Here is a 23,318-nt window from a genome sequence, read left to right as displayed (position 1 = left end):
AATGCCGCCCTATTTCCAGCCTTCGTGCAGGGCGCAAACCCCGCCGGAGAAATTGGTGTATGAACAGCGCTTGAAACCGGCCTTGGCCATCATGGCCTTGAAGCTGTCCTGATCGGGGAAGCGCTGGATACTTTCGACCAGATATTGATAGCTGTCGCGGTCTTTCGCCACCAGTTCGCCCATAAAGGGGATGATTTTGAAGCTGTAGGCTTCGTAAATCCTGCTGACCACGGATGAGGTGGGGTGCGAAAATTCGAGGCAGAAGAAGCGCCCGCCCGGCTTCAGCACGCGGTAAGCTTCATTCAGCGCCACCTGCACATCGGCGACATTGCGGATGCCGAACGAGATGATATAGGCGTCGATCGCATCACCGGGCAGGGCCAGATTCATCGCATCGCCGACCGACCACGAAATTTCGTGTTCGTCGTGGCGCAGGCGGGCCGATTTCTCGCGCCCGGCCATGATCATCGCTTCATTATAATCGATGATGCGGATTTCGACGTCTTTCGCCGCATGACCGCGCGCCTCACGTCGGGCCTTGGCGCGCCGCGCCAGTTTGGCCAGACGGCGGGCAATGTCGCCGGTGCCGCCGGCGCAATCGACGATGATTTCACCCGGCTGCGGATTGAGGCGCGCGCAGGCGGCGTCCTTCCACAGATGGTGGATGCCGCCCGACATGACATCATTCATCAGGTCGTAGCTGGGCGCGACATTGCGGAACACGCCGTGGACGAGCGCGACTTTCTCGCGGGCGTCAACGTCGCGGAAACCGAAGGAGGAGGTGGCGATATCGGACATGAGAAGCTGTTTAGCGCGAAACCGGTAAATTTGCGAAGGGTATTTATGCTGAAAAGGCGCATGAAATGGCCTCATCTAGAGCGGTTTGCCTTCTGACTGAATCGGTCAAAGGCATGCAACCCACTCTACATTTTACGTTTTTCCGCATCTCGCATTCAATTTGTAAGTCAAATTAAACGCTCGTTGCTCTAGGCTGCACCTTTGCGGCTTGATGCGCAGCCTGAACCAGCCGCGTTTTCCGTCCGCCGCCGCCCAGAGCCTTCTCAGCTCATACCTGATCAGGGCTGAGAAGGCGCATCGGCCAGTTCGAGGCGCAGATAGTCCCAGACCACGCCGCTTTGCAGGCTGCCCGCCGGTACGGTGAAGCTCATTGTGTTCCAGCCCTTTTTCAGCCTTGCGGCATCGAAGCTGAGCGTGCGCTGCTGCCAAAGCCCGCGGTCGGTATTGTAGCGGATGGCGTTGGTTTGCAGCATACGGGCATTGTCCGGCGAGCTGCCGTCACCGATGGCCCCTATGCTCTGGTCATTGACCGCTACCGGCAACTGGCCGTCCATGCCGTCCTCGCCCGCCAGCGCCACGCGCAAATAGGCCGTGCCGTGTTCATCCTGCGGCAGGTTGAACCTCACCGTCCATGTGGTGGCGCGGCCATTACCATAGATGCGCCACGGGCCGGTATGGTCGGTTTGCGGATACTGATCGAGCGATTCCGTCTTCACCCAGCCGAACGTCTGATTGGCCGGGTCTTTCGCCGCCGGATTGACGAAGGACAGGTCGGTGGCGTGCGGCACCTCTTCGAAAAACCAGTCTTTCGCAGGCGTACTCTTGCCGATCGTATAGGTCAGGTCGTGCGGAAACAACAGCGCATAGCGCAGGTTCCAGCCCCACAACCAGGCCTGATCGCCCTTGAAAAATTCGCTGGCCGACTGGTTAGGGTAGCCGATCTGCCAGAGCTGGCGGCCATGACGCACCGGCTGCCAGTCGATCTTGCCGAGATCGAGCGTCTTGCCCGGCTCAACCGTGATATTGGCCTGGCTGTATTCGCCCAATACCCCATCGGCCCAGGCGTGCAGCGTATAGGTGCCGGGGCGCACCTTGGTGATGGCGAAGCTGCCGTCAGCCTTGCCGTCATTGAAGAACTGGTAGAAGCGCGCATCGTGCCGCCAGGCGTCAGGGCCGGTATGCAGGGTCTTGTACTGTTCGGCGTAACGCGCGGCGTAACGTGCGGGCATATTGGCGGGCGGTTGCGGCGGGGTGGCGGCGTCATCATCCTGCTGGGTCAGGCCGACCACCAGATCGGGCAGGGTTTTGGGCGTGCCCGCCGGTGCTAAGGGATCGTCAAGCACGATATGGCCGGTCACCGTGCCGCGCTGATCGGCGGGCGTATAACCGGGGGCCTTGACCCAGCCATAGGGCCATTCGGCGTTTTGCGTTTTCGCTTCGGCCAGCGCATTGGCATACAGGGCATCGGCGTTTTTCGTCCAGCTTGCAGGCACGGTCGGATTGCCCGCCGTCTCGGCCAGGGTTTTCAGTTCGGCCGCCGTGGTCGGGGCCGGATGGTCGAGCGCATTGACATAGACGAAGATCGGCCCGATCACCTTGCGCCAGGCCTCGCCCGCCTTGAGCGGCGTGCTGGCACCGAGATAATGGCCGGAATGCCAGTAGTCGAGAATGATCGGATCGGGATCATTATCGGAATCGAAGTGGGCGTCGAGATCGATGCGCGTCGGCCCGCCGCTCAGATATTCGGTCGTCGGATTGATGAACCAGATACCGATATGGTCTTTGGTGGACGACCAGCCATAGGCTGGCTGACGATACTGCATCCCCGAATAGGAATATTTGTGCTCGACCGAGTTCTTATACACGCCGGTGGACATGATGCGCTGTTCCTTGGCGTGCACCACCACGCCTGCGCCCCAGTCCTTGGGCGAGGCCTCCAGCATGTTGCGATCCTTATCGACCGTGATCCAGTCGAAATCGTGGCTGAGGCGGGTGATGAAGCGGTCTTCCGGCCCCGTGCCGCCCGCCGGATAGCTGGCCGGGTGATCCCAGATGGCATAGACATAGATGCCGGAATCCCCCTTCCCCAGCGCATAACGAATCTCCATATCGGCCTGCGCTCCGCCGCCCGGCGCATGGGGGCTCAGCGTATAGACGCCGTCCGTCACGCCCTTGACCGACACCTCGGCGCGTTCGCCACCATTACTGGCGGGATCGATAGTGATGCTGTTGGTGACGTGCGGCGCACCTTCGGGCGTATGCTCCCATGAGCCGCCCTTATTGGCCGACATCAGCTCCTTGCCATGATAGATGAGCGACGGCATGTAGCCGGTATCCTTGGCAATCGTCGCCCTGACGATGCCATTGTCGAGCGTCCATGAATTGCCATTATCGGTCACCGTGACGGCGTGGCCGTCATCCGCCCAGCCGGTGAGCGGAATACCGGCGCACAGGGCGGCGGCGGCAAGCAGAATAAGGGCGCGAAACGGTTTCATGGACAGCCTCCGGGCATCAGATTCGAACCTTTTTCACGGTTCCTGCCCCTTATACGGCGGGTGCGCCAAAATCCTGCGCAAATTGTATTATATGTTGTCGATTTTGATTATATGTCGCATTTTGATCATAATGGATCACGTGCGCGGCGCGCTTCTACGCCTCACATCGGATAGGTGGCGCCGAGGATCAGGCCGAACAGGGCCTGTGAAAATAGCATTCCCCACAGGAACAGCCAGTCAGGATGATGCAGAACCTCGCTCATGACGCCTCGCTTGCGGGCTGCGCGTCCGGATGATTGCTGTATTGTCCCCGGCCCTTATCGCGCATCATGATCGAATTGATCAGGCCGGCATGGGAAAAGGCCTGCGGTATATTGCCAAGCGGTGCGCCGGTTCCGGTATCAACGCCCTCATTCTTTCAGGGGAAAGAGGCGAAATCAGGCAGGCAGAGCCAGTCGATCGCTCCAAAGCGCGACACTAGGGCAGCCGAGCGGCAATCACCGATAATGGCGTAGTCGCCTAAATCCGCCGGCTCTTTCTGTGTCGGGTCTGCCGGTATGTTTTTCGGGGCGTCCTGCCTGTCCATAGGCGTGCTTAACCCGCCGATTGTAAGATTTCGATCACAAGGCGAACCCGGCCCATAAGGAAATACGGCAATATAGGCGCTGGCCGACGATATGCGGGCTTTGCGTCAGCGGAACAGAAAAGCCGTGGACGCCCTGATGATCTTTTGCAGCTCCTCGCGGCTGGCCCCGGCGCGGGCGCGCATCCCGATATTGGCCGTCAGCCCCACCACCATCTGCGACAGGACGGCGGGATCCTGATCGGCGGCGATAATGCCCTGATCCTTCGCGGCCTGAAAAAAAGCCTCGAAGCGCTGGTCGAAGCGGGCCAGCGCGCCCTGCACCATTTCCATGATCGATTCGTGCTGCGGCGCCTCATTGACCGCGCCACAGATAAAGGCGCAGCCGAGGCAGCTATCGTTTTCGCCCGCATAGGCCTTGATCATTACGTCGAAATAGCGCTGCATGATGCCGAGAATACTGTCGCCCGCCCCCTGACAGGTCAGCACCTCGTCGAGCTGGTCACTGATCGTCTTGCTGTAGAAGTTGAGCGCCTTGACATACAGCGCCTCCTTGTCGCCGAAACCGGCATAGAGGCTGGGGCGGTTGACGCCGGTGGCCTCGACCAGATCATCGAGCGAGGTGGCGGAAAAGCCCTTGGTCCAGAAAACCTCCAGCGCCTTTTCGAGCACATCGTCATAATCATAGGCGCGCGGGCGACCGCGTTTGCGCGAGGTTGCGCAGGCACCTGAGTCAGCGCCCTGGCCGGCACAGGCCATATCTTCCATGAGGCCGGGAACAAGGTGGTTCGATGGGGCTGCTGTGATGTCGTCCATGAAGACGCGAAAACTCCTCTTGTGTCGCCCCTGCTGATCTCGTGACAGTCCGTTGCCGTGTTTTTCGCCGTAGCCAGCCGTGATGAGCGACCTTAGCGCGCTTTTTGCGGCCTGACCAGTGCCACATTCTGACGCAGCGCCGCATTATAGCGAAAACCGCGGTCAAGATTTTTCATGATTTCCAAGATTAAAACCAATAAAAACAATGTCAAACATATTTATGTGCGAAATGGTACAAAAATATGTTTACATAATGGCGGCCCGCCCCTATTAACTTGCGGATCAGTACATAAATAGGTGCGGTCTGGCGGCGGACAAGTCCGCTTCCGGTGTTCCGCCTGTTTCTTTTTGCTTTCCTGTCCCCCCCTTTCTCCCCCGAAGGAGGCTTTCATGTCTCATATTCACGGCCTTTCGGCCCTTTCTTTGCGCACGCGCAAAGCGCTCCTGATCGGCGCAGCCTCATTGAGTGTCGTGGCCGTGGCCACCATCGGCGTGCTGAGCGTCTCTTCGCACGCCGTATCCCAGACTGCCGCTGCCGCCACGCCCGTTTCGGTCGCCGTGGTCAGCCAGCAAAACATCACCGACTGGCAGGATTTCTCCGGCCATCTCGAAGCGGTGGACCGCGTTGATATTCGTCCGCGCGTATCGGGCGCCATCAAGGCCATCCATTTCCGCGAAGGCGCGCTGGTCAAGGCCGGTGACCTGCTGGTCACCATCGACCCGGCCCCCTATCTGGCCGAGGCGGCGCGGGCGCGGGCCGATGTGTCCGCCGCTCAGGCTCGTCTGACTTTGGCCACCAGTGAGCAGGCGCGGGCGCAGCGCCTGTGGGCCGACCACGCCATTGCGCAGGCCGATGTCGAGAGCCGCGTCAACGACCTGAAGACGGCGCAGGCCAGTCTTGAGGCCGCCCAGGCCGCCTTGCAGACCGCCAATCTCAATCTCAGCTACACGCAGGTGCGCGCGCCTGTTTCGGGCCGCGTCGGCCGCATCGAGGTGACGGCGGGCAATCTGGTGGCCGCAGGCCCGCAGGCTGAGGTTCTGACCACGCTCGTATCGGTCAGCCCCATCTATGCCAGCTTCGACGCCGACGAAACCGTCATCGACAACACCCTGTCTGACCTGAAAACCGCCACGGGCGAGGCGGCGCTTGATCATGTGCCGGTCACCCTGACCACGGGCAATGACGAAGACGGCGTGATCACCGGCCATTTGCAGCTTATCGACAACCAGTTCGATGGTTCCAGCGACACGATCCGCGCCCGCGCCGTCTTCGACAATCCCGACGGCAGGCTGATCCCCGGCCAGTTCGTCCGCGTCCGGCTCGGTTCGGCGGTTTCGAAACCGGCCATTCTGGTGTCGGAACTGGCCGTCGGCACCGATCAGGACAAGCGTTTCGTCTATGTGGTGGGGGCCGATCACAAGGTGGCCTACCGCGAAGTGACGCTGGGCGGCACATCGGGCGGATTGCGCATCGTCACCTCCGGCCTGAAGCCGGGCGAGCGCATCGTGGTCAACGGCCTGCAACACGTCATGCCCGGTGCGCTGGTCGCCGAGCAGATGGTCAGCATGGATGCCAAGGTGCCCAACGCGTAAGGGTCATTTTGTAACCCCTTAAAATTAAACGAATTTCTGTAGACCATAAAGGGTCGAACGCTATGAATCTGTCCAAATTCTTTATCGACAGGCCGATCTTCGCCGGTGTGCTGTCGGTGCTGATCCTGATGGCCGGGCTGCTCAGCCTGCGCATCCTGCCCGTGTCGGAATATCCCGAAGTGGTGCCGCCGCAGATCGTGGTCCACGCCGTCTATCCGGGGGCCAGCCCGTCGGTCATCGCCGAAACCGTGGCTGCTCCAATCGAGGAATCGGTCAATGGCGTCGAGAACATGCTCTACATGAACTCGCAGGCCACGGCTGACGGCCAGATGACCCTGACCATCACCTTCAAGCTGGGCACCAATCCCGATCTGGCCCAGCAGATGGTGCAGAACCGCGTCAGTCAGGCCGAAGCGCGCCTGCCATCCGATGTGCGCGCGCTGGGCATTACCACGCAAAAGAGCCAGTCTTCGCTGCCGATGGTGGTGCATATCACCTCGCCCAATGGCCGCTATGACGTTAATTATTTGCGCAACTACGCCCTGTTGCACGTCAAGGATCGCCTGCAAGCCATTCCCGGCGTCGGGCCGATCCAGATGTTTGGTGGCGGTGACTATGCCATGCGCGTCTGGCTTGATCCGCAAAAAGTGGCCGAGCGCGGCCTGTCGCCTTCTGATGTCGCTGACGCCATCCGCGCGCAGAATGTGCAGGCCGCCGCCGGTGTGATCGGCGGGTCGCCCGGCGTGCCGGGTCTGGCCCTGCAATTGTCGGTCAATGCGCTGGGCCGTCTCAGCACGCCCGAAGATTTCCGCAACATCATCGTCAAGACCGGGGCGGATGGCGCGGTGACCCGACTGGGCGATATTGCCCGCGTTGAAATGGGCGCATCCGACTATTCGCTGCGCTCGCTGCTCGATAACAAGAACGCCGTCGGTATTCCGATCTTTGAAACCGCCGGGGCCAATTCGCTGCAATTGTCGGCCGATGTCCACAAGGCGATGGCCGAGCTGAAAAAATCGATGCCGGAAGGCGTGTCGTATGAGATCGCCTATGACACGACCGAATATGTCCATGAATCGATCAATTCGGTGATCCACACCCTGCTGGAAGCCGTGCTGCTGGTCGTCATCGTCGTCATCCTGTTCTTGCAGACCTGGCGCGCCTCGATCATTCCGCTTCTGTCGGTGCCCGTCTCGATCATCGGCACGTTTGCGGTGATGCACCTGTTCGGTTTCACCATCAATGCCCTGACCCTGTTCGGTCTGGTGCTGGCCATCGGGATCGTGGTCGATGACGCCATCGTGGTGGTCGAAAACGTCGAGCGCAATATCGAAGCCGGGAAAACGGCGCGTCAGGCCACCTATCAGGCCATGCGCGAAGTGTCCGGCCCGATCATCGCCATCGCGCTGGTTCTGGTGGCGGTCTTCGTGCCGCTGGCCTTCATCACCGGCCTGTCGGGTCAGTTTTATCGCCAGTTCTCGCTGACCATCGCCATCTCGACCGTCATTTCCGCCGTCAACTCCCTGACCCTGTCGCCCGCCCTGGCCGCCCTGCTGCTGAAAGGCCACGACGCCAAAAAAGATGGCCTGACGCGCTTTATGGATGCGACTCTGGGCGGCTTTTTCGGCGGCTTCAACAAGCTGTTCAAGCGCGGCTCGGAATCCTATGGCCGCTCATTGGGCGGCATCGTGTCGCGCAAGGCCCTGATGCTCGGCCTCTATGCCTGTCTGGCGGCCTGCGCCTTCCTGATGTTCAAGGTGGTGCCGGGCGGCTTTATTCCGCAACAGGACAAGGCCTATCTGATCGGCATGGTGCAATTGCCCGATGGCGCGACGCTCGACCGCACCGAGGCCGTAGCCCGCGAAGTCAGCCGGATCGCCATGCAGCAACCGGGCGTGGCCCACGCCATCGCCTTCCCCGGCATGTCGATCAATGGCTTCACCATTGCGTCCAATCAGGCGGTTGTCTTCATGCCGCTGAAACCCTTTGCCGATCGTCATGGCGCGGCCTTAAGCGCCGGTGCGATTGCCGGTGCGCTCAACGCCAAGCTGGGCGGCATCAAGGAAGCCTATGCCGTCATGTTCCCGCCGCCGCCGCTTCTGGGGCTGGGCACGACGGGCGGCTTCAAGCTGCAACTGGAAGACCATGCGGGCCTGGGCTATGCCGCGATGGACGCCGCCACCAAGGCCTTCGTGGCCAAAGCCAATCAAACCCCCGCACTGGCCGGTGTCTTCAGCGGCTATGACGTCAATACGCCGCAGCTTTTCGCCGACATCGACCGCACGCGCGCCCGTCAGCTCGGCGTTTCGGTCAGCGACATCTTCCAGACGATGCAGATCTATCTCGGCTCGCAATATGTCAACGACTTCAACCGCTTTGGCCGCACCTATTCCGTGCGTCTGCAAGCCGACGCGCCCTTCCGCGCCAATCCTGAGGACATAGGCAAGCTGCAACTGCGCTCATCCAATGGTTCGATGGTGCCGCTGGCCGCCGTGCTCAAGGTCGATCAGACCGCAGGGCCGGTGACGGCCAGCCGCTATAATGGTTTCCTGTCCGCTGATATTTCGGGCGGGCCCGCCCCCGGCTATTCGTCCGGTCAGGCGCAGGCGGCGATTGAAAAGATCGCCAAAGAAACCCTGCCGCAAGGTATTGGCTATGAATGGACCGACCTGACCTATCAGCAGATTCTGGCCGGTGATTCCTCGGCTCTGGTCTTCCCGCTGGTCATCATCCTCGTCTTCCTTGTGCTGGCCGCGCAATATGAAAGCGTGGTTCTGCCGGTGGCGATCATCCTGATCGTGCCGATGGGACTGTTATCGGCCATGATCGGCGTCTGGCTCAGTCATGGCGACAACAATATCTTCACCCAGATCGGCCTGTTCGTTCTGGTCGGGCTGTCGGCCAAGAACGCCATCCTGATCGTCGAATTCGCCCGCGAACTCGAACTGACCGGCCTCAATCCGCGTGAAGCCGCCATCCGCGCCAGCCGCCTGCGTCTGCGACCGATCCTGATGACTTCGATCGCCTTCATCATGGGCGTCCTGCCTCTGGTGCTGAGTCAGGGGGCGGGGGCGGAGATGCGTCACGCTATGGGGGTGGCCGTCTTTGCCGGCATGATCGGGGCCACGGCTCTGGGTCTGTTCCTGACGCCCTTCTTCTACGTTCTGTTGCGCGCCCTGTCGGGCAACCGGCCACTGAAATCGCACGTCTCGACCTTGGCGGGTGAAGGCGATGACACGCCCGACCTACCCGAAGCGCAACCCGTTCTTTTTATTGATTAGATCGTGTTCCGATCTGAGAAACTCAGATCGGCGCTCTAATCCTTTTGTTTTAACGCGCATCTGGATCCGAAAAGTGCGTCACACTTTTCGGGGGTGCGCTTCTAAGGAGGGCCTCATGACCCTGTTCAAAACGCTCCCGGCTGTCAGCCTCGCCGCCGCCCTGCTCAGTGGTTGCGCCAGCGCGCCGCTTCCGCCGCCCAGCTTTGCCACGCCCGCGGCCTTTGCCACCGCCTCGGAGGCATCCTCCACGCCTGCGCCGCAAACGGGCGGCTGGTGGCTGATCTTCTCTGACCCCGTACTCGACGATCTGATGGCGCGGGCCAGCCAGCAGAATAACGACATCCGCCTGTCCGCCGCCCACCTCGAACAGGCGCGCGCCTTGCTGAAATCGTCCCATGCCGATCTGTGGCCGCAGGCGGGGGTGAGCTATAATCCCTCGCAATCGACCTATTTGCAGCCGCAGGGCAAGGCCGCCACCAGTCACGCGCTCGATCTCAACCTGTCCTATGAGGTCGATCTGTCCGGGCGGCTGGCAAAAGCGGCGTCAGCGGCGCATCTCGATGCCGAGGCGGCGCAGTCCTTGCTGGATGAAACGCAATTGCTGATCCAGTCGCAGGTGGCGCAGAGCTACTTCGCCCTGCGCGCGCTCGATGAAGACCGCGCCATCGTGGCCGATACGCTGACGGCCTATCGCGGCAGTCTGGACGTGACGCAAAAGCGTTTCAAAGAAGGCGACATCGCCGAGCTGGATGTGGCGCGGATGCAGACCGAGGTGGCCAGTACCGAGGCCGAAGGCGCGGCGCTCGATCAGCAGCGCGCCGAACTGGCCCATGCCCTGGCCATTCTGGTCGGCGAACCGGCCAGCACGTTCGACGTGACGACCAGCCGTTGGGCCAGCCAGCCCTGGGCCGGTTCTGTGCCCGCCATCCCCGCCGGGATTCCCGCCGATGTTCTGGCGCGCCGTCCCGATGTGAAGGCGGCGCAGGCCAGTCTGTTCGCGGCACAAAAGCGCGTCGGCATCGCGAAAGCCGCCTGGTTGCCCAGCCTCAGCCTGACCGCTTCGGGCGGCTATCTGTCACCCGATCTCGATACGCTGGTCAAATCGACCTCAACGAGCTGGTCGCTGGCGGCCATGCTGTCACAGGCGGTTTTTGACGGCGGGCAAAGGCGTGCCCGTATCGACTATGCGCAAGGCGGCCTCGATGCGGCCTTCGCCACCTATCAGCAGCAGGTGCTGACGGCGCTCGGCGATGTCGAGGATCAGTTGTCAGACCTTGGCTATCTGCGCCAGCAGCAGACCGCGCAGGATGCGGGGCTGGAGGCGGCCAACCGGGCGCTTGCCATGTCGCAATCGCGCTATGCCAATGGTTCGTCGTCGCAGCTAGACGTGCTCGACGCCGAACGCCAGCAACTGGCCGTTCGCCGTCAGGCCTTACGTGTGCGCGCCGCCCGCTACGAATCGACCGTGGGCCTGATCCGCGCGCTGGGCGGGGCCTGGTAGGCTCGCCCTTCTTTGTGGGCCGTGGCCGGGACGAAGCCCCTCAGAAGCGCAGAAAGAGATTGCGCAGCCAGCCCTGACCGCTGCGCGCTTCCCCGGCCCATTCGCTTTCCTGAGGCGCGGCGTCGCTTGCCGGGTGGGCCGCGAACGGATCAAGCAGCCTGACCCGTCCGGCGCGATAGGCCGAAGGCCGCCGCGTCACCAGTGTCAGGCTGTGTTCCAGCGCCGTGGCGGCGATCAGGCCGTCGCGGCCATCGGCGTAGTTGAGGCCACAGCGGCGGCGCACCACGGCGGCATCGACCGGCAGGATGCGGCCATCGAAGGTCGTGGCCACCTGATTGTCGAGCCAGACGCGCAGGGCTTTCGCCTCATCGGGCCTGTCCTTCTGTACATGGGCGACGCCATTTTCCAGCTCCAGCAGGGTAATGGCCGAAATAAACAGGCGGGCGGGGGTTATGCCGCGCGCCCACTGTGCCAGCGGCGCGCAGGCAGCGTCCCATCGGGCGTGGCGCAGGGCGGACATAATGCCTGTGTCGAGCAGATACATCAGCGGAACTCCTCGCGCCGGTCCCAGCCCGCGCCGAGGCTGGAGGCTTCCAGATCGACATGGGCACCATCGTCCAGGGCCAGCAGGTCGAGCACCGATTCGCCCTGGCCGCTCAGGCGGCAAAAAGCGTCGAAACTGAGCAGCACATGGGTGGGTCTGCCGCGATCGGTGATGAAGACGGGTTCGCTGCGCGCATCGCGCTTGGCGCGCCCGGCGTCCTGATTGAATTCACGGCTGGTCATGGTCGGCATCTGGTCGTCTCCGAAAATGCCCCCGGGAAGAGGCAAGGCGTCATATGTAGAAACATGCCTACATTCCACATGTATCGCAACATAAAAATAATGAATAAAATAAATAGCTTATAATTAAAAATTCTGATTGACGCTGTGCAAAAACTTCGGCTAGGTCTGCAAAAAATAACCTTATTATTCGGGGAACCAGCGCCAATGACAATGGGGCCGACTGAAATTTTTCTGATCGCCATGCTGATCATACTGACCGTGCCCTATCTGATGTGGCGGCTGTTCAGAACCGATTATTTTGCGCCGCTGGTGGTGGTGCAGATTATCGCCGGTATATTGCTGGGGCCCGGCATTCTGGGCGCGGTCTTTCCGGCCTATTATCATTTCGTCTTCAATCCGCAAACCATCGGAGCGCTGAACGGCATTGCCTGGTGGGCGGTGATGATATTCGTGTTTGTGGCGGGGATCGAACTGGATCTGAAAAAGGTCTGGCAATATCGCGGCGAAACTGCCGTCACCGCCGGTCTGGCCCTGTTCACGCCGCTGGTCTTCGGCTGCGTGGCGGCGGCGGGCCTGCTGATGTTCGCCCTGCATACGGGCAGCCTGTCCCTGTGGGTGGGCCCCAAGGGTCATGACTGGCAGTTCGTGCTGGGCATCGGCATGGCCTGCGCCGTGACGGCCCTGCCCATTCTTGTGCTGCTGATGGAAAAGCTGAACATGCTGCGCCAGCCGCTTGGCCAGCGCATCCTGCGCTACGCTTCGCTCGACGATGTGGCCATCTGGGGCGTGCTGGCCCTGATCCTGCTCGACTGGGAGCGGGTGGGACGGCAGGCGGGTTTTCTGCTGGCCTTTGCCGTGGCCGCCTGGCTGATGCGCAAGCTGATGCGGCGCGTCCGCGAAAGCGACCGCTGGTATCTGGCGCTGATCTGGCTGGCCGCGTCGGGCTTCGCCGCCGACTGGTCGGGGCTGCATTTCATGGTCGGGGCCTTCCTGTCCGGGGCGGTGCTGGATTCCGATCTGTTCGATCAAAAAAAGATGGATCTGTTCCGCGACCATATTTTGCTGGCCATCATGCCGGTCTTTTTCCTGTCCACCGGTCTGCGCACGACCTGGGAAATGGGCGGAGCGGCGGTATTTATCGCAGCCGCCGTGCTGCTGGTGGCTTCGGTCGGCGGTAAACTGGCCGGCATTCATCTGGCCGGACGCATTCTTAAATGGCAAAAGGGCGAGGCCTCGATCATCGGCTGGTTGTTACAGACCAAGGCCCTGATCATGATCATCTTCGTCAACATCCTGCTCGACAAGCAGATCATCACCAGCGGGGCCTTTACCGCCACGCTTTTGATGGCCGTGGCCTCGACCATGCTGTCGATCCCGATGGTGGCGCCGAAGCTGAAACGCCACGCCGGTCTTGTCTTCCAGTCGGGCAATATGTCGCCGGACGCGCCGCCGCAGAAGACGGCCGTAAAATCTCTGCCTTAAAGCCTTAAGCCGGTTCGCTGAAGCCGTGCGTATAGATTTGCTCGATCAGGGTGCGGTGGGGCGGCAGGTCGAGGGTGGCGCGTTCGCCGAACTGCCGGATGCGCTTAAGCATCCGCTCGGCCTCCGCCGACGACACAGGGCCGTTATCAGCGCCTGACACATCGGTCTGGAAGCCCATGCCGTACAGAATATACTGATAGTTGAACCAGGCAAAGGTTTCGGTGTCGAGGCGGAAATCGAAACGGCCGGGCGGGCGGTAACGCCACTGATCGAGCCGCTCAGTCAGCCCTGCGGGAAGGCTGGCCGGGTCGCGGTTGTCGCGCCAGAAGGGCTCGTTGCGCTGGCTCAGAACATAGTGCAGCTTCAGGAAATGGACGATATTTTCATAGCGTTCATTCATCAGCATATTGAAGCGCGCCGCCGGTGCATGAACCGGCCCGGCGGCGGGCAGCATTTCGGCGATCATACTGGCGGCCAGCTCGATCAGGACGATGCCGGTGGCCTCCAGCGGCTCGACGAAACCGCCCGACAGGCCCACGGCCACGCAGTTACCGACCCACGGCGTGGTGCGCCAGCCCGGCTCGAAGCGGGTGATGCGCGTCTCGATGTCGGCACCGGCGCCGATATGGCTGCGCAGCAGGGTCTCGGCGTCTTCATCACTACAGTGGTCGGCGGAATAGACATAGCCCGCGCCACGGCCCTGTTCCAGCCCGATGTCCCAGCTCCAGCCCGCAGCATGGGCGGTGGCCACCGTATAGCTTTCGAGCGGCGCGCCCGGACGCGGATAGGGCACACGGCAGCTCACGGCCCGGTTGGCGAACAGGATGTCACGCACGTTGTGAAACGGCGCGCGCAGGGCCTTGCCGATCAGTTCGGCGCGGAAGCCCGTGCAATCGATATAGAGGTCGGCAGTATGGTGGCCGTGGGCTTCGGTCACAATATGAGCGATGCCGCCGTTTTCATCGCGCACCACGCCGGTCAGTGTGTCTTCGATATGGCGCACGCCAAGCTGGCGCGCGCGCTCGGCCAGAACCGCATTGAGCCGGGCCGCATCGAGATGGTAGGCATAGCTGAGCGGCCCCGAAAACGCGCCTTCGTGCGGGCGCTTGGGGCCGCGCCGCGCCTCGGCCACGCGCTTCTGGAAGGTCATGGCCTCGGCAAAGGGCGGGCGTGTGGCCGGATCCATGCGCAGCCAGTAGGGCAGGAGCGCCGCCCCTTCGGCGTAACAGGGCGCTTCAAACGGGTGGAAATAGTGTTCGTGACGGCCATTTTCGGGCGTGTGCACCCAGTCGTTGAAGCGGATGCCCTGCTTGAAGGTGGCCGAGGTGTCGCGCATGAAGGCGGCCTCGTCGATGCCGAGCGTGCGCAGCGTATTGCGCAAGGTAGGAAAGGTGCCTTCGCCAACCCCCACCGTGGCGATGGCGGGCGATTCGATCAGGGTGATTCGCACGGGCCCCATCATGGCGGCGTCGAAGTGACGCGCCAGACAGGCGGCTGTCAGCCAGCCGGCCGTGCCGCCGCCAAGGATCAGCAGGTTGCGCATGAGAAGACTCCCTTGCCCATGTCTTTAGCGACCCCGTTGGCGCAACGTCAATGGCGGTGACGCGGGGCTCTAAAAATCCACCTTCAGCCGGGTGTAATAATAGCCGCCATTGATGCCGAAGGCCGACCAGGTGGCGTATTGATAAACCGCCAGATTCGATTGGCTCGCGACGTAGCTGTGCAACAGGCGCGCATCGATTTTTTCGGGATAGAGGTTGAAGATATTATCGGCCCCGACATACAGGCTGACCCGTGCGTTCAGCCTGTAGCTCGCCTCGACATCGAAGACGACATGCGGATGGATGACCGAGCGAATCCATTCCGCCGGATAACTGACGCCGCCTTCGGTATAGGGATTGCTTTCAAGCGTGGTGGCGGCGTGGCCATTGAGGGTGGCGCGCAGGTCGAACATCCACGGATTGCGCACGATCTGGGTGTCGAGAATCCAGCGATAGGCGGGCGAGGCGTCTTCCAGATTGGACAGGGTGAAGGGATCGAACAGGCTTTGCGGTTGCAGCGAGGCGGGTGTGACGCGGATATGGCTGACGCGCGTCAGGCTGGCATTGCCGCTGAGCGACATACGTACGCGCCAGCCCTGCGCGGCCCATGCCATATTGGCCAGCATCTCCAGCCCGCGGGTGCGCGTATCCAGACCATTGGTGAAAACGCTCAAGCTCGCCTTGGTGATGCCGGGATCAAGCACGACGCCGCGCGCCGCTATCGCATCAAGGATGGCCGGGGCGTTGCGGCCATCGGGATTGCCAAAGCCATAAAGCGTGCCGCTGCCGACGATGCGGTTATGAATATCGATCTGGTAGCCGCTCAGGGATATATTCAGGTTGCGGGCGGGATGCAGGCTCAGACCGAGGCTGGCATTGCGCGATGTTTCGGGAACGAGCGGGCTTAAGCCGAGTGCGCGCACGGCAGCGGAAGACGGCGGCAGTTGCAGGGCGGCGGCGCTGGGGCTGACATTGGTGGCGGAATAGTAGGATTCGGCAAGCGTCGGGGCGCGCCAGCCATTGGAAAGGGCCATCCGCACGGCCACAACCGGTGTGAGCGCCAGATGCGCCGACATTCGGCCGATCAGGGCGGAGCCAAAGCCGCTGACATGGACGATGCGCCCGCCGCCCGTGATCTTCAGCGGCCCGTCATCCAGCCCAAGTTCGATATAGGCGGCTTCGTCGCGGCGGCGATAATGGCCCGCATCCTGGGCTGAGAAACCGGGAAAGCCCTGCGCGCCCTCCTTATAGGTCGCGGCGTAATCGCCCGCCCCGATGGCATAGTTTTCCAGCCGGTCTTCGATCCCGAAGGCCAGACTCAGCCTGCGGGCGGGCGTGATCTGAAACGCGCGGTGGACATCGAGATTGACCACGGACTGGTCACGGGCGAAATCACCGATATTAAAGCGCGTCGGCGTGCTGCCCGTATCCTGATAGAGCGAAATATTGGCGCTGCCGTAATTGCTGATGTCCTGATGGTCGGCACCGTGACTGAAGGCGGCATCGACACTCCAGTCACGCACCTGACCGCGCAGGCCCAGGGTGAAATCGCTGTCGTTTTCCCTGACCGCTTCATGCGGAGTGAAGCCTTGCGGATAGAGGTCGGGCAGGCGGTCGGGGGCGCGCCAGTTTTCGCGCGAGGCGGCCGTTTTCAGCCCGACCATGCCGAAGCCATAGACCTGCCAGTGGTCGCCCAGATCGCGTCCGGCATTGAAGCCGAACACATTGAGGCGATAGGCGCCATCGCCGAACACCGTATTGAGATAGGGATAGTTTTTGGCCGCCGTCAGTCCGGGATAGGCCAGAACGCGCGGATCGACGGCTCCGCGCTGGCTATAGCCGTGATATTTCGATTGCAGACTGACCTGCAAAAAAGCGGTCGGTGAGCTGACGACGCCCATATTGGCCGCCACATCGACGGTCTGGCCGCCGCTGTCGAAATAGCCGCCGGTCGTGGTGGTGACCGCACCACCGCCCTGATGCGATTTCAGCACAATATTGACGACCCCCGCTATGGCGTCGCTGCCATAGCCGGCGCTCAGCTCATCCGTGACGACCTCGACATGATCGATCAGATTGACCGGTATCATGCGGACATCGGCGCTGGCCCCGCCCTGAAACGGCCCGGCGATCACCGACAGGCTGGAAGTGCCGTGCCTGCGCTTGCCATTGACCAGAGTCAGGGTGTCGTTGGGGCTGAGATCACGCAGGCGGATCGAGGGGGTATTGTTGGCGGCGTCGCGGCCATAGGCCTGCATGGCGATGGCCGGTATGGCCTGGGTCAGGGCCTGCGGCAGGTCGCCCGTCCCGAAAAAGGCCAGATGCTCACCAGAGAGAGTGTCGCGCGACAGGATGCCGCCGGAGCGCGGCGTGGCCAGATCACGGCTGGCGGTGACAACCACCTCGGTAGGGCGCGCCGTATCAAGGGCTTGCGGCTTGCGCGCCACCGGAATTTTGCGCGCCGCAGGTATCAGCACGAAACTGCTGGCCGATACCCGGCGGGCGCTCAGGCCCGTGCCGGTCAGCACAAGGGCCAGCGCCTCCTGCGGTGTATAGGTGCCCGTCAGTGCATGGGAGGTCTTTCCGGCCACCAGATCGGAAGGGGCCACCACGACAATGCCGCCGGTGCGCGAAATCTCCAGCAGGGCCTGGGCCAGCGGCCTTGCAGCTATGGCGTAGCCAAGGCGTGCGCCATCGGCCAGGGCGCGGGTGACGAAGAAGGCGCTGACGGCCAACAGGCAGAACAGCAGGACACAGAGACGAAGGCGCAGCTCTGGGCCGGGCCGGTAGGACGGCTGGCCCGCAGGCGGTTTCAACACCTTCATCCCCGGCCAGCCTACCATAGCGCCTCACAGCTTCCCGCCGGGAGCCGGGCCGGTATGAACGGGCGTCGCAAGACCTGCATGGGCCTTTTCCTTAAATCTGCCTTCCGGCGACTGCCTGACAGGTTAAAAGTTCCGGTCAAAAGTTCAGGATAGGCACGTATCTCGCACACGCGAAAGACACGATGGTTGAATATGTAACATTGTGGCGTGAAAGGCTGCGCCCTTCCGCCTGGCTTTCCTCGCGTCACATTGGCTATACGCAACCATAAAATTACGTAATAACAATGCATTATCTGTTATAACCACACGTCTTCATGACCGCAGGCCCCGGCCTGCGGATCACGGTCATGTGAATGGTGCGTTGCGGCAGATATGAAAAAGAAGCCCCGGCGACGCTTCACGCCGGGGCCTGGCAATCGCCAGTATGAGATCTCTGTTTCGCGTCTCCCTGTATCAGTTATGGATAGGGCTGCTGCCGCCGGTGCTGACGGTTTTGCGGATGCGCGCCACCGAGGCCGGTTTGACGGCGGGTGCCTTATTGCCCCAGGCCGAGCGCACATAGGTCAGGATGGCGGCCAGCGTGTTGTCATCCAGGCTGGCCGCGAAGGCGGGCATACCGGCCCGGCCTTGCAGGACGGTACGGATGATCACATCGTCCCTGGCGTTCAGCACGAACTTGTCACCAGCCAGCGCCGGAAATGCACCCGGTATGCCTTTGCCGGTCACCTGATGGCAGGCCGAGCAGTTTTGTACGAACAGTCTATGGCCGTCCGGTATGGCCTGAGCCTGAGCGGCGCTGAGGGCGCCCGCCAGAGCCAGACCGATCACCACACGGGTGGCGCACTTGGTATTGAGGATAGATGTCATGTGCAGTCTCTTGGAAAAAGGAACAGATACGGATCAGGCAGCGCTGGCGCGCAGGTGCAGTTTTTCGATCTGCTGCCAGGCCGATTCGATCGCGCCTGCCTGCCAGCCACCGAGATAGGACAGGTGTTCCCCGGCCAGATAGATGCGGTTATCGGGCTCCAGCAGAACCGGATAGGCGGTCTTGCGGGCGTCTTCGCTCCATTCGGCCCAGCCGCCGAGATTATGCGGGTCGAGGTGCCAGTAATAGGAGAAGCCGGACGCGAATTCATCGGTCATGGTCTTCGGCCAGACCAGAGCGCCATTGGCCAAGGCAGCGTCGAACTGATCCTTATAGGACATGGCCGAATATTTGATGCCGGTGGCGCCGTGCAGATAACCACCGAGGATGGTGCCGGTCTTGCCCATCAGATTATAGGAGGGCAGGGAGAGGAGGCCGAACTCATTATCGGTATAGACATGGCCACCATAGACGCCGTCATCCTCTTCCCAGAAGCGGCGCTTCATTTGCAGGCCGATCTTGCCGACCGCCGCATAGGCGACCTGATCCATCGCCGCCTTGAAGGGCTTGGAGAAGTTGGCGTCGATATTCTTCAGCACCGAAATGGGGATGGTGCAGATGCAGTAATCGCCCGAAACGCTTTCGTGCGCACCGGTCACCTTGTCGAGATAGTTGACCGTGACGCCCTTGGCGTTCTGGTCGATCTTCTCGACCTGACAGCTCATGCGAATCTTGTCGCCGATATATTTGGCGAAGGTTTTCGGCGTGCGATCCATGCCGCCCACCGGCTCCAGCATGGTGTTCTGCTGCTCGAATTCGCCGACCGACTTGACCGATTGCCACATGTTGGAATTGAGCACATCGGAGAAGCTGAAGGGCTTGGACGGCACGCCGGGGCCGGGAACAAGGCCCGCGCCCGGATTGACATCAAAGCCGCGTCCGGTCGTGCCTTCATAGGTTTTGGAATCGCGCTTCAGATAGCCTTCGCTGATCAGATATTCGACGAACTTTTCCTCGTCATCCTTGCTCAGATAGCCGTCGAGCTGACCGCTGGCGGCCAGCTTGCACATCAGCTCGTCCGTATAGCCGCGCACATCGGCCTTGATCTCGAACTGGCGCACGCGCTTGCCCGCCATCGGGCCGGTGGACGAATAGACGAAGGCGGCGTCGTTCTGATTGACCATGGTTTCGACGGGAATGCCGAACAGGCGGGTATAGTAGAGGGTGGAATAGTGGTTGAACGGAATGCGCCACGGGCCGTAATTGAGGTATTCGCCCTCGGCGAAGGTGCATTCGAGCGGATCCTTGCCCAGTTGCTGCACCTTGGTGCCGTTGCGCGCGGTCTGGGCGCGGCCGCCGATATAGGGGTTGGCCTCGATGATCACGCAGTCATAGCCCTGCTGGCTCAGTTCGTAGCACGAGACGAGCCCGGCCCAGCCGCCACCCAGAATGACCACCTTCTTGCCGGTGCCGGAACCTTTGAGGCTGGGCGGGGTCTTGGTGGCCGAGGCGGTGGCCACACCCCAGGAGGCGAGGCCCGCCGCCATCGTGGCGGTGCCGGCGAAGGCGGCGACGGTTTCAATGAAGCGACGGCGCGAAACGAGCGGACGATATGTGTTTTCGGTCATGATGTTGGCTTTATGTATTGTGAGGGCTGAAAGCAGGCGCGAACCTCTGCGCCCGCGTGAAATCACTTATTTCTGGGGCACTGCCGCCACGACCTCGATCTCGACGAGGAAGCCGGGCGCGGCCAGATTGGCCACCTGAAAGGCGGCGCGCGTCGGCCGGTTGGGGGTTGTGGCCGTGCCGAAGTGGCGCAAATACGCCTTCATCATGCCGGCGAAATCCATCTTGCCGCCCATATTGGGGTCACCGGCCAGATAGACGTGCATATTGACGACATCATTCATGGTGGCGCCTTGCGCCTGAAGCGCGGCGTCGAGCTTGTTCAGCACCGATTCCGTCTGGGTTTCGGTGTCGCCATAGGCAGCCACCGTGCCCTTAGGCGCGGCAGGATCGGCAACATCGGCGAGCTGGCCGCTCAGATAGATGATCTTGTAACCATCGGGCACGGCGGCGCTGGTGGCCAGAAAGGCGTCGGGCTTGGCATAGAGACGCGAAATGGCGGCGGGAGCCGTCTGGGCGAAGGCGGGGGCCGCGAGCAGGCTGGCGAAACCAACGAGAGCAATCGCCTTGGATGCTTTATGGATCATGGACTTCTATCTCCTTGCGGTGTGCTTATGAACACTGGAATTGAAACGCATCGGGGCGCGGCAGTTTTGGAAACCGCCGCGCCCCGTAACATCAGAAGCTGTAGGTGAGCTTGGCGTAGTAATAGCCGCCGTTAAACCCGAACGGCGAGTAGCTCTGGTATTGAGACACCGCCGTCGAGTAACCGAGCGCCTCATATTCGGCCATCAGGCCGGGATTGATCTTTTCAGGATAGTGATTGAACAGATTGTTCGCCCCGATCGACACGCCCAGACCCTTTGGCAGCCTGTAGCTGATGTCGAGATCGGTCAGGATGGCCGGTTCAACCTCGGAAACGAACGGCGTGCCCGATTTCGGTCCCAGCGTCACCGACGAAGTCTTGGAATAATAGGTTTCCTTGAGGCTGACGGTCAGCTTCTTGATCTTCCACAGGGCGCTGCCGATCACCCGCGTCGTTGGCGACTGCTTTTCAAGGCGCGTGGTGACGGTGGAGTCGAACAGCAGGGCGGCAGGCAGCAAGGATGAGGCGTCGAGATATTTTTTCACCTCAGTCGAGACATAGGTGCCCGACAAAGACCAGTCGACGTGGCCAAAATGGCCAAAGCTGGTGGGATAGGACAGAACCACGTCCACGCCCTTGGTGGTGGTGTCGGCACCATTGAGGAACATGTTGACGCCGGTGGAGGCCACGCTCGAATCGAGCACATTGCCATTGGCCTCGATGGCGGCGGTCACCTCAGACAGGTTGGGCACGCCTGCCGGAGCGCCCGACCCATAGATCGAACCCGAACCAATGATGCGGTCATCGATGTCGATCTGGTAGGCATCCACCGTCATCGACAGCTTGGCCGTGGGGTGCAGGACGAGGCCCAGGCTGTAATTGGTCGATTTTTCGGGCTTCAGCCCGTCAACGCCAAGCAGTTTGGCCGCGTTCGAATTGGGCGGCAACTGCACGAAGGCCGAGGTGGGCGACACATTGGTGGCCGAATAATATTCTTCGGCCATAGTGGGGGCGCGAAAGCCGGTCGAAATCGTACCGCGCACCGCAACCGCCGGGCTGAAATCATAGCGCGCCGTCACCTTGCCCACCGTGGTCGAGCCGAAATCGCTGTAGTCTTCGTAGCGCACGGCCACATCGACCAGCAGGGGCTCGATCGGCTTCATCGATACATCGGCATAGACCCCGTCATTGTTACGCGAATGCGAGCCGGCGTCGGTGGCGGCGAAGCCGGGGAAGGCCTGCGCGCCCTCCTTGTAGTTCGAGGCGGGATCACCCTGGGTAATGCCATAGGTTTCGTGGCGGTGCTCGACGCCGAGCGCCAGGTTCAAAGGTTCGGCCATACCCACTTCAAAGCTGCGCGTCAGATCAAGCGTCGTGGTTTCCTGCGTGCCCTTGAAAGAGCCGACATAGAAGGCGGTGGGGGTAAAGCCCGTGTCCTTGTACAGCGAAATATTGCCCGTGCTGTAATTGCTGAGATCCATATCGTCTTCGCCATAGGTGGTGGCGAGATCGAGGCCCCATTTGCCGATCATGCCGCTGATGCCGAGCGTGGCGGAATAGTCGGCTTCGTGATCGGCTTCGCGCGGATTGAAGCCGAGCGGATAGAGGGCGGGCAGTTTGTCGGGCGTGCGCCAGTTTTCCAGCGAGGCGGCGGCCTTGCGGCCATAGGTGCCGAAGCTGTACAGATCCCAGGTATCGTTGATCTGATAACCGTAATTATAGGCCATCACATTCAGGCGCTGCATCCCGTCGCCCTGAATGTGGTTGAGGTAGGGATAGCCCGGCGCCGTGGCGAGGATCGGATAGTTGGCCGCGCGCGGATCGGCGGCGCCACGGTCGGAATAGCCGTGATATTTCGACTCATAGGTCAGGTTGAGGAAGGATTTCGGTGTCGGCGCCAGGCCGATATTGAAGCTGATGTCGCCGGTCTTGCCGCCGCCGTCGAAATACTGGCCACCGGTCAGGGCAATCGTGCCGCCCGAATCGTTTTTCTTCTGAATGATATTGATCACGCCCGCAATTGCGTCCGTTCCATATTGCGCCGCAGCACCATCGGTCAGCACTTCGATATGGTCGATCGAGGCCACGGGAATGAAGCTCAGATCGGCGGCGGCACCGCCCTGGAACGAACCGCCGAGCACGGCCAGATTGGAGGTGCCGTGACGGCGCTTGCCATTGACCAGCACGAGCGTGTGGTTGGGGCTTAAGCCCCGCAGGCGGGCCGACAGGGTCTGGTTGGCCATGTCGCTGCCGAAGCTCTGAACATTGAACGACGGCACGCTTTGCGAAAGCGCGGCGGCCAGATCGGGCGCGCCAACGCGCTTAAGCGCATTAGAATCAACAAGTTGGATCGGGGCCGGGCTATCAACAGCCTTCAGACCCGTCGTGCGTGTCCCTGTAACAATAACTTCTGTGGGCTGGTCTGTGTCCTGCGCCTGCACCAGAGAGGGCAGGGCGCACAGGGCGGCGGTCATAGCCGTCAGGCTGGCGCCTGATCGTAAAAAGCCTGCAACGTCACGCATATCTTTTGTCCCGGAAAG

At 61.6% G+C, this 23,318-nt stretch carries 15 protein-coding genes; 4 read left to right on the top strand and 11 right to left on the bottom strand.

The features are described 5' to 3' along the window. Positions 1 to 9: 9 nt before the first annotated feature. From QB905_RS11505 to QB905_RS11495, 3 genes are all read right to left on the bottom strand, one after another. Positions 10 to 798, bottom strand: a complete 789-nt coding sequence (locus QB905_RS11505) for a class I SAM-dependent methyltransferase (protein WP_282975166.1) — start codon at positions 796 to 798, stop codon at positions 10 to 12. A gap of 278 nt (positions 799 to 1,076) precedes the next feature. After that, positions 1,077 to 3,293: a polysaccharide lyase family protein gene (locus QB905_RS11500; protein WP_282975165.1), complete on the bottom strand. Its 2,217-nt coding sequence runs from the start codon at positions 3,291 to 3,293 to the stop codon at positions 1,077 to 1,079. Between the two features lie 691 nt (positions 3,294 to 3,984). Continuing rightward, the gene (locus QB905_RS11495; protein WP_282975164.1) at positions 3,985 to 4,692 is read right to left on the bottom strand and encodes a TetR/AcrR family transcriptional regulator; all 708 of its coding nucleotides are present in this window, start codon (positions 4,690 to 4,692) and stop codon (positions 3,985 to 3,987) included. 390 nt (positions 4,693 to 5,082) lie between these two features. Here QB905_RS11495 and QB905_RS11490 point away from each other — a divergent pair, with 390 nt between their 5' ends. The 3 genes from QB905_RS11490 (at position 5,083) to QB905_RS11480 (ending at position 11,067) form a co-directional block, all read left to right on the top strand. Further along, a complete protein-coding gene (locus QB905_RS11490; protein ID WP_282975163.1) occupies positions 5,083 to 6,285 on the top strand; it encodes an efflux RND transporter periplasmic adaptor subunit in 1,203 nt (400 codons plus the stop codon). Between the two features lie 62 nt (positions 6,286 to 6,347). Further along, on the top strand, positions 6,348 to 9,566 hold the full coding sequence (locus tag QB905_RS11485; protein WP_282975162.1) for an efflux RND transporter permease subunit: 3,219 nt from the start codon (positions 6,348 to 6,350) through the stop codon (positions 9,564 to 9,566). Positions 9,567 to 9,681: 115 nt separating this feature from the next. Next, on the top strand, positions 9,682 to 11,067 hold the full coding sequence (locus QB905_RS11480) for an efflux transporter outer membrane subunit (protein ID WP_282975161.1): 1,386 nt from the start codon (positions 9,682 to 9,684) through the stop codon (positions 11,065 to 11,067). Between the two features lie 40 nt (positions 11,068 to 11,107). Here the strand turns inward: QB905_RS11480 and QB905_RS11475 are convergent, their stop codons facing one another. Together QB905_RS11475 and QB905_RS11470 are read right to left on the bottom strand one after the other, a co-directional pair. After that, positions 11,108 to 11,611, bottom strand: a complete 504-nt coding sequence (locus tag QB905_RS11475) for a PIN domain-containing protein (RefSeq protein ID WP_282975160.1) — start codon at positions 11,609 to 11,611, stop codon at positions 11,108 to 11,110. Beyond that, on the bottom strand, positions 11,611 to 11,853 hold the full coding sequence (locus tag QB905_RS11470) for a type II toxin-antitoxin system Phd/YefM family antitoxin (protein ID WP_282975159.1): 243 nt from the start codon (positions 11,851 to 11,853) through the stop codon (positions 11,611 to 11,613). Before QB905_RS11470 ends, QB905_RS11475 begins: the two co-directional genes overlap by 1 nt. Before the next feature lie 204 nt (positions 11,854 to 12,057). Between QB905_RS11470 and QB905_RS11465 the strand changes: the two genes are divergently transcribed. After that, positions 12,058 to 13,335, top strand: a complete 1,278-nt coding sequence (locus QB905_RS11465; RefSeq protein WP_282975158.1) for a cation:proton antiporter — start codon at positions 12,058 to 12,060, stop codon at positions 13,333 to 13,335. A 4-nt stretch (positions 13,336 to 13,339) separates the two neighbouring features. Here the strand turns inward: QB905_RS11465 and QB905_RS11460 are convergent, their stop codons facing one another. The 6 genes from QB905_RS11460 to QB905_RS11435 form a co-directional block, all read right to left on the bottom strand. Continuing rightward, on the bottom strand, positions 13,340 to 14,878 hold the full coding sequence (locus tag QB905_RS11460; protein ID WP_282975157.1) for a tryptophan halogenase family protein: 1,539 nt from the start codon (positions 14,876 to 14,878) through the stop codon (positions 13,340 to 13,342). 69 nt (positions 14,879 to 14,947) lie between these two features. Then, a complete protein-coding gene (locus tag QB905_RS11455; protein WP_282975156.1) occupies positions 14,948 to 17,701 on the bottom strand; it encodes a TonB-dependent receptor in 2,754 nt (917 codons plus the stop codon). Between the two features lie 453 nt (positions 17,702 to 18,154). Beyond that, on the bottom strand, positions 18,155 to 18,568 hold the full coding sequence (locus QB905_RS11450; protein ID WP_282975155.1) for a c-type cytochrome: 414 nt from the start codon (positions 18,566 to 18,568) through the stop codon (positions 18,155 to 18,157). Between the two features lie 33 nt (positions 18,569 to 18,601). Then, entirely contained in the window at positions 18,602 to 20,194 is a 1,593-nt protein-coding gene (locus QB905_RS11445) for a flavin monoamine oxidase family protein (RefSeq protein ID WP_282975154.1), read from the bottom strand. A 66-nt stretch (positions 20,195 to 20,260) separates the two neighbouring features. Beyond that, entirely contained in the window at positions 20,261 to 20,779 is a 519-nt protein-coding gene (locus QB905_RS11440; RefSeq protein ID WP_282975153.1) for a RidA family protein, read from the bottom strand. 91 nt (positions 20,780 to 20,870) lie between these two features. Then, entirely contained in the window at positions 20,871 to 23,300 is a 2,430-nt protein-coding gene (locus QB905_RS11435; RefSeq protein ID WP_282975152.1) for a TonB-dependent receptor plug domain-containing protein, read from the bottom strand. Between the last annotated feature and the right edge of the window lie 18 nt (positions 23,301 to 23,318).

Origin of the sequence: Asticcacaulis sp. EMRT-3 (assembly GCF_030027245.1) — a bacterium.
GTDB lineage: Bacteria > Pseudomonadota > Alphaproteobacteria > Caulobacterales > Caulobacteraceae > Asticcacaulis.
The sequence above is the reverse complement of the archived record's forward strand: the minus strand, read 5'-3'. Positions and strand labels throughout refer to the sequence as shown.

What these genes read in the sequence shown, in the direction of transcription:
- QB905_RS11505 (WP_282975166.1), bottom strand. Translation starts at nt 798, where the DNA reads ATGTCCGATATCGCCACCTCCTCCTTCGGTTTCCGCGACGTTGACGCC.
- QB905_RS11500 (WP_282975165.1), bottom strand. Translation starts at nt 3,293, where the DNA reads ATGAAACCGTTTCGCGCCCTTATTCTGCTTGCCGCCGCCGCCCTGTGC.
- QB905_RS11495 (WP_282975164.1), bottom strand. Translation starts at nt 4,692, where the DNA reads ATGGACGACATCACAGCAGCCCCATCGAACCACCTTGTTCCCGGCCTC.
- QB905_RS11490 (WP_282975163.1), top strand. Translation starts at nt 5,083, where the DNA reads ATGTCTCATATTCACGGCCTTTCGGCCCTTTCTTTGCGCACGCGCAAA.
- QB905_RS11485 (WP_282975162.1), top strand. Translation starts at nt 6,348, where the DNA reads ATGAATCTGTCCAAATTCTTTATCGACAGGCCGATCTTCGCCGGTGTG.
- QB905_RS11480 (WP_282975161.1), top strand. Translation starts at nt 9,682, where the DNA reads ATGACCCTGTTCAAAACGCTCCCGGCTGTCAGCCTCGCCGCCGCCCTG.
- QB905_RS11475 (WP_282975160.1), bottom strand. Translation starts at nt 11,611, where the DNA reads ATGTATCTGCTCGACACAGGCATTATGTCCGCCCTGCGCCACGCCCGA.
- QB905_RS11470 (WP_282975159.1), bottom strand. Translation starts at nt 11,853, where the DNA reads ATGACCAGCCGTGAATTCAATCAGGACGCCGGGCGCGCCAAGCGCGAT.
- QB905_RS11465 (WP_282975158.1), top strand. Translation starts at nt 12,058, where the DNA reads ATGACAATGGGGCCGACTGAAATTTTTCTGATCGCCATGCTGATCATA.
- QB905_RS11460 (WP_282975157.1), bottom strand. Translation starts at nt 14,878, where the DNA reads ATGCGCAACCTGCTGATCCTTGGCGGCGGCACGGCCGGCTGGCTGACA.
- QB905_RS11455 (WP_282975156.1), bottom strand. Translation starts at nt 17,701, where the DNA reads ATGAAGGTGTTGAAACCGCCTGCGGGCCAGCCGTCCTACCGGCCCGGC.
- QB905_RS11450 (WP_282975155.1), bottom strand. Translation starts at nt 18,568, where the DNA reads ATGACATCTATCCTCAATACCAAGTGCGCCACCCGTGTGGTGATCGGT.
- QB905_RS11445 (WP_282975154.1), bottom strand. Translation starts at nt 20,194, where the DNA reads ATGACCGAAAACACATATCGTCCGCTCGTTTCGCGCCGTCGCTTCATT.
- QB905_RS11440 (WP_282975153.1), bottom strand. Translation starts at nt 20,779, where the DNA reads ATGATCCATAAAGCATCCAAGGCGATTGCTCTCGTTGGTTTCGCCAGC.
- QB905_RS11435 (WP_282975152.1), bottom strand. Translation starts at nt 23,300, where the DNA reads ATGCGTGACGTTGCAGGCTTTTTACGATCAGGCGCCAGCCTGACGGCT.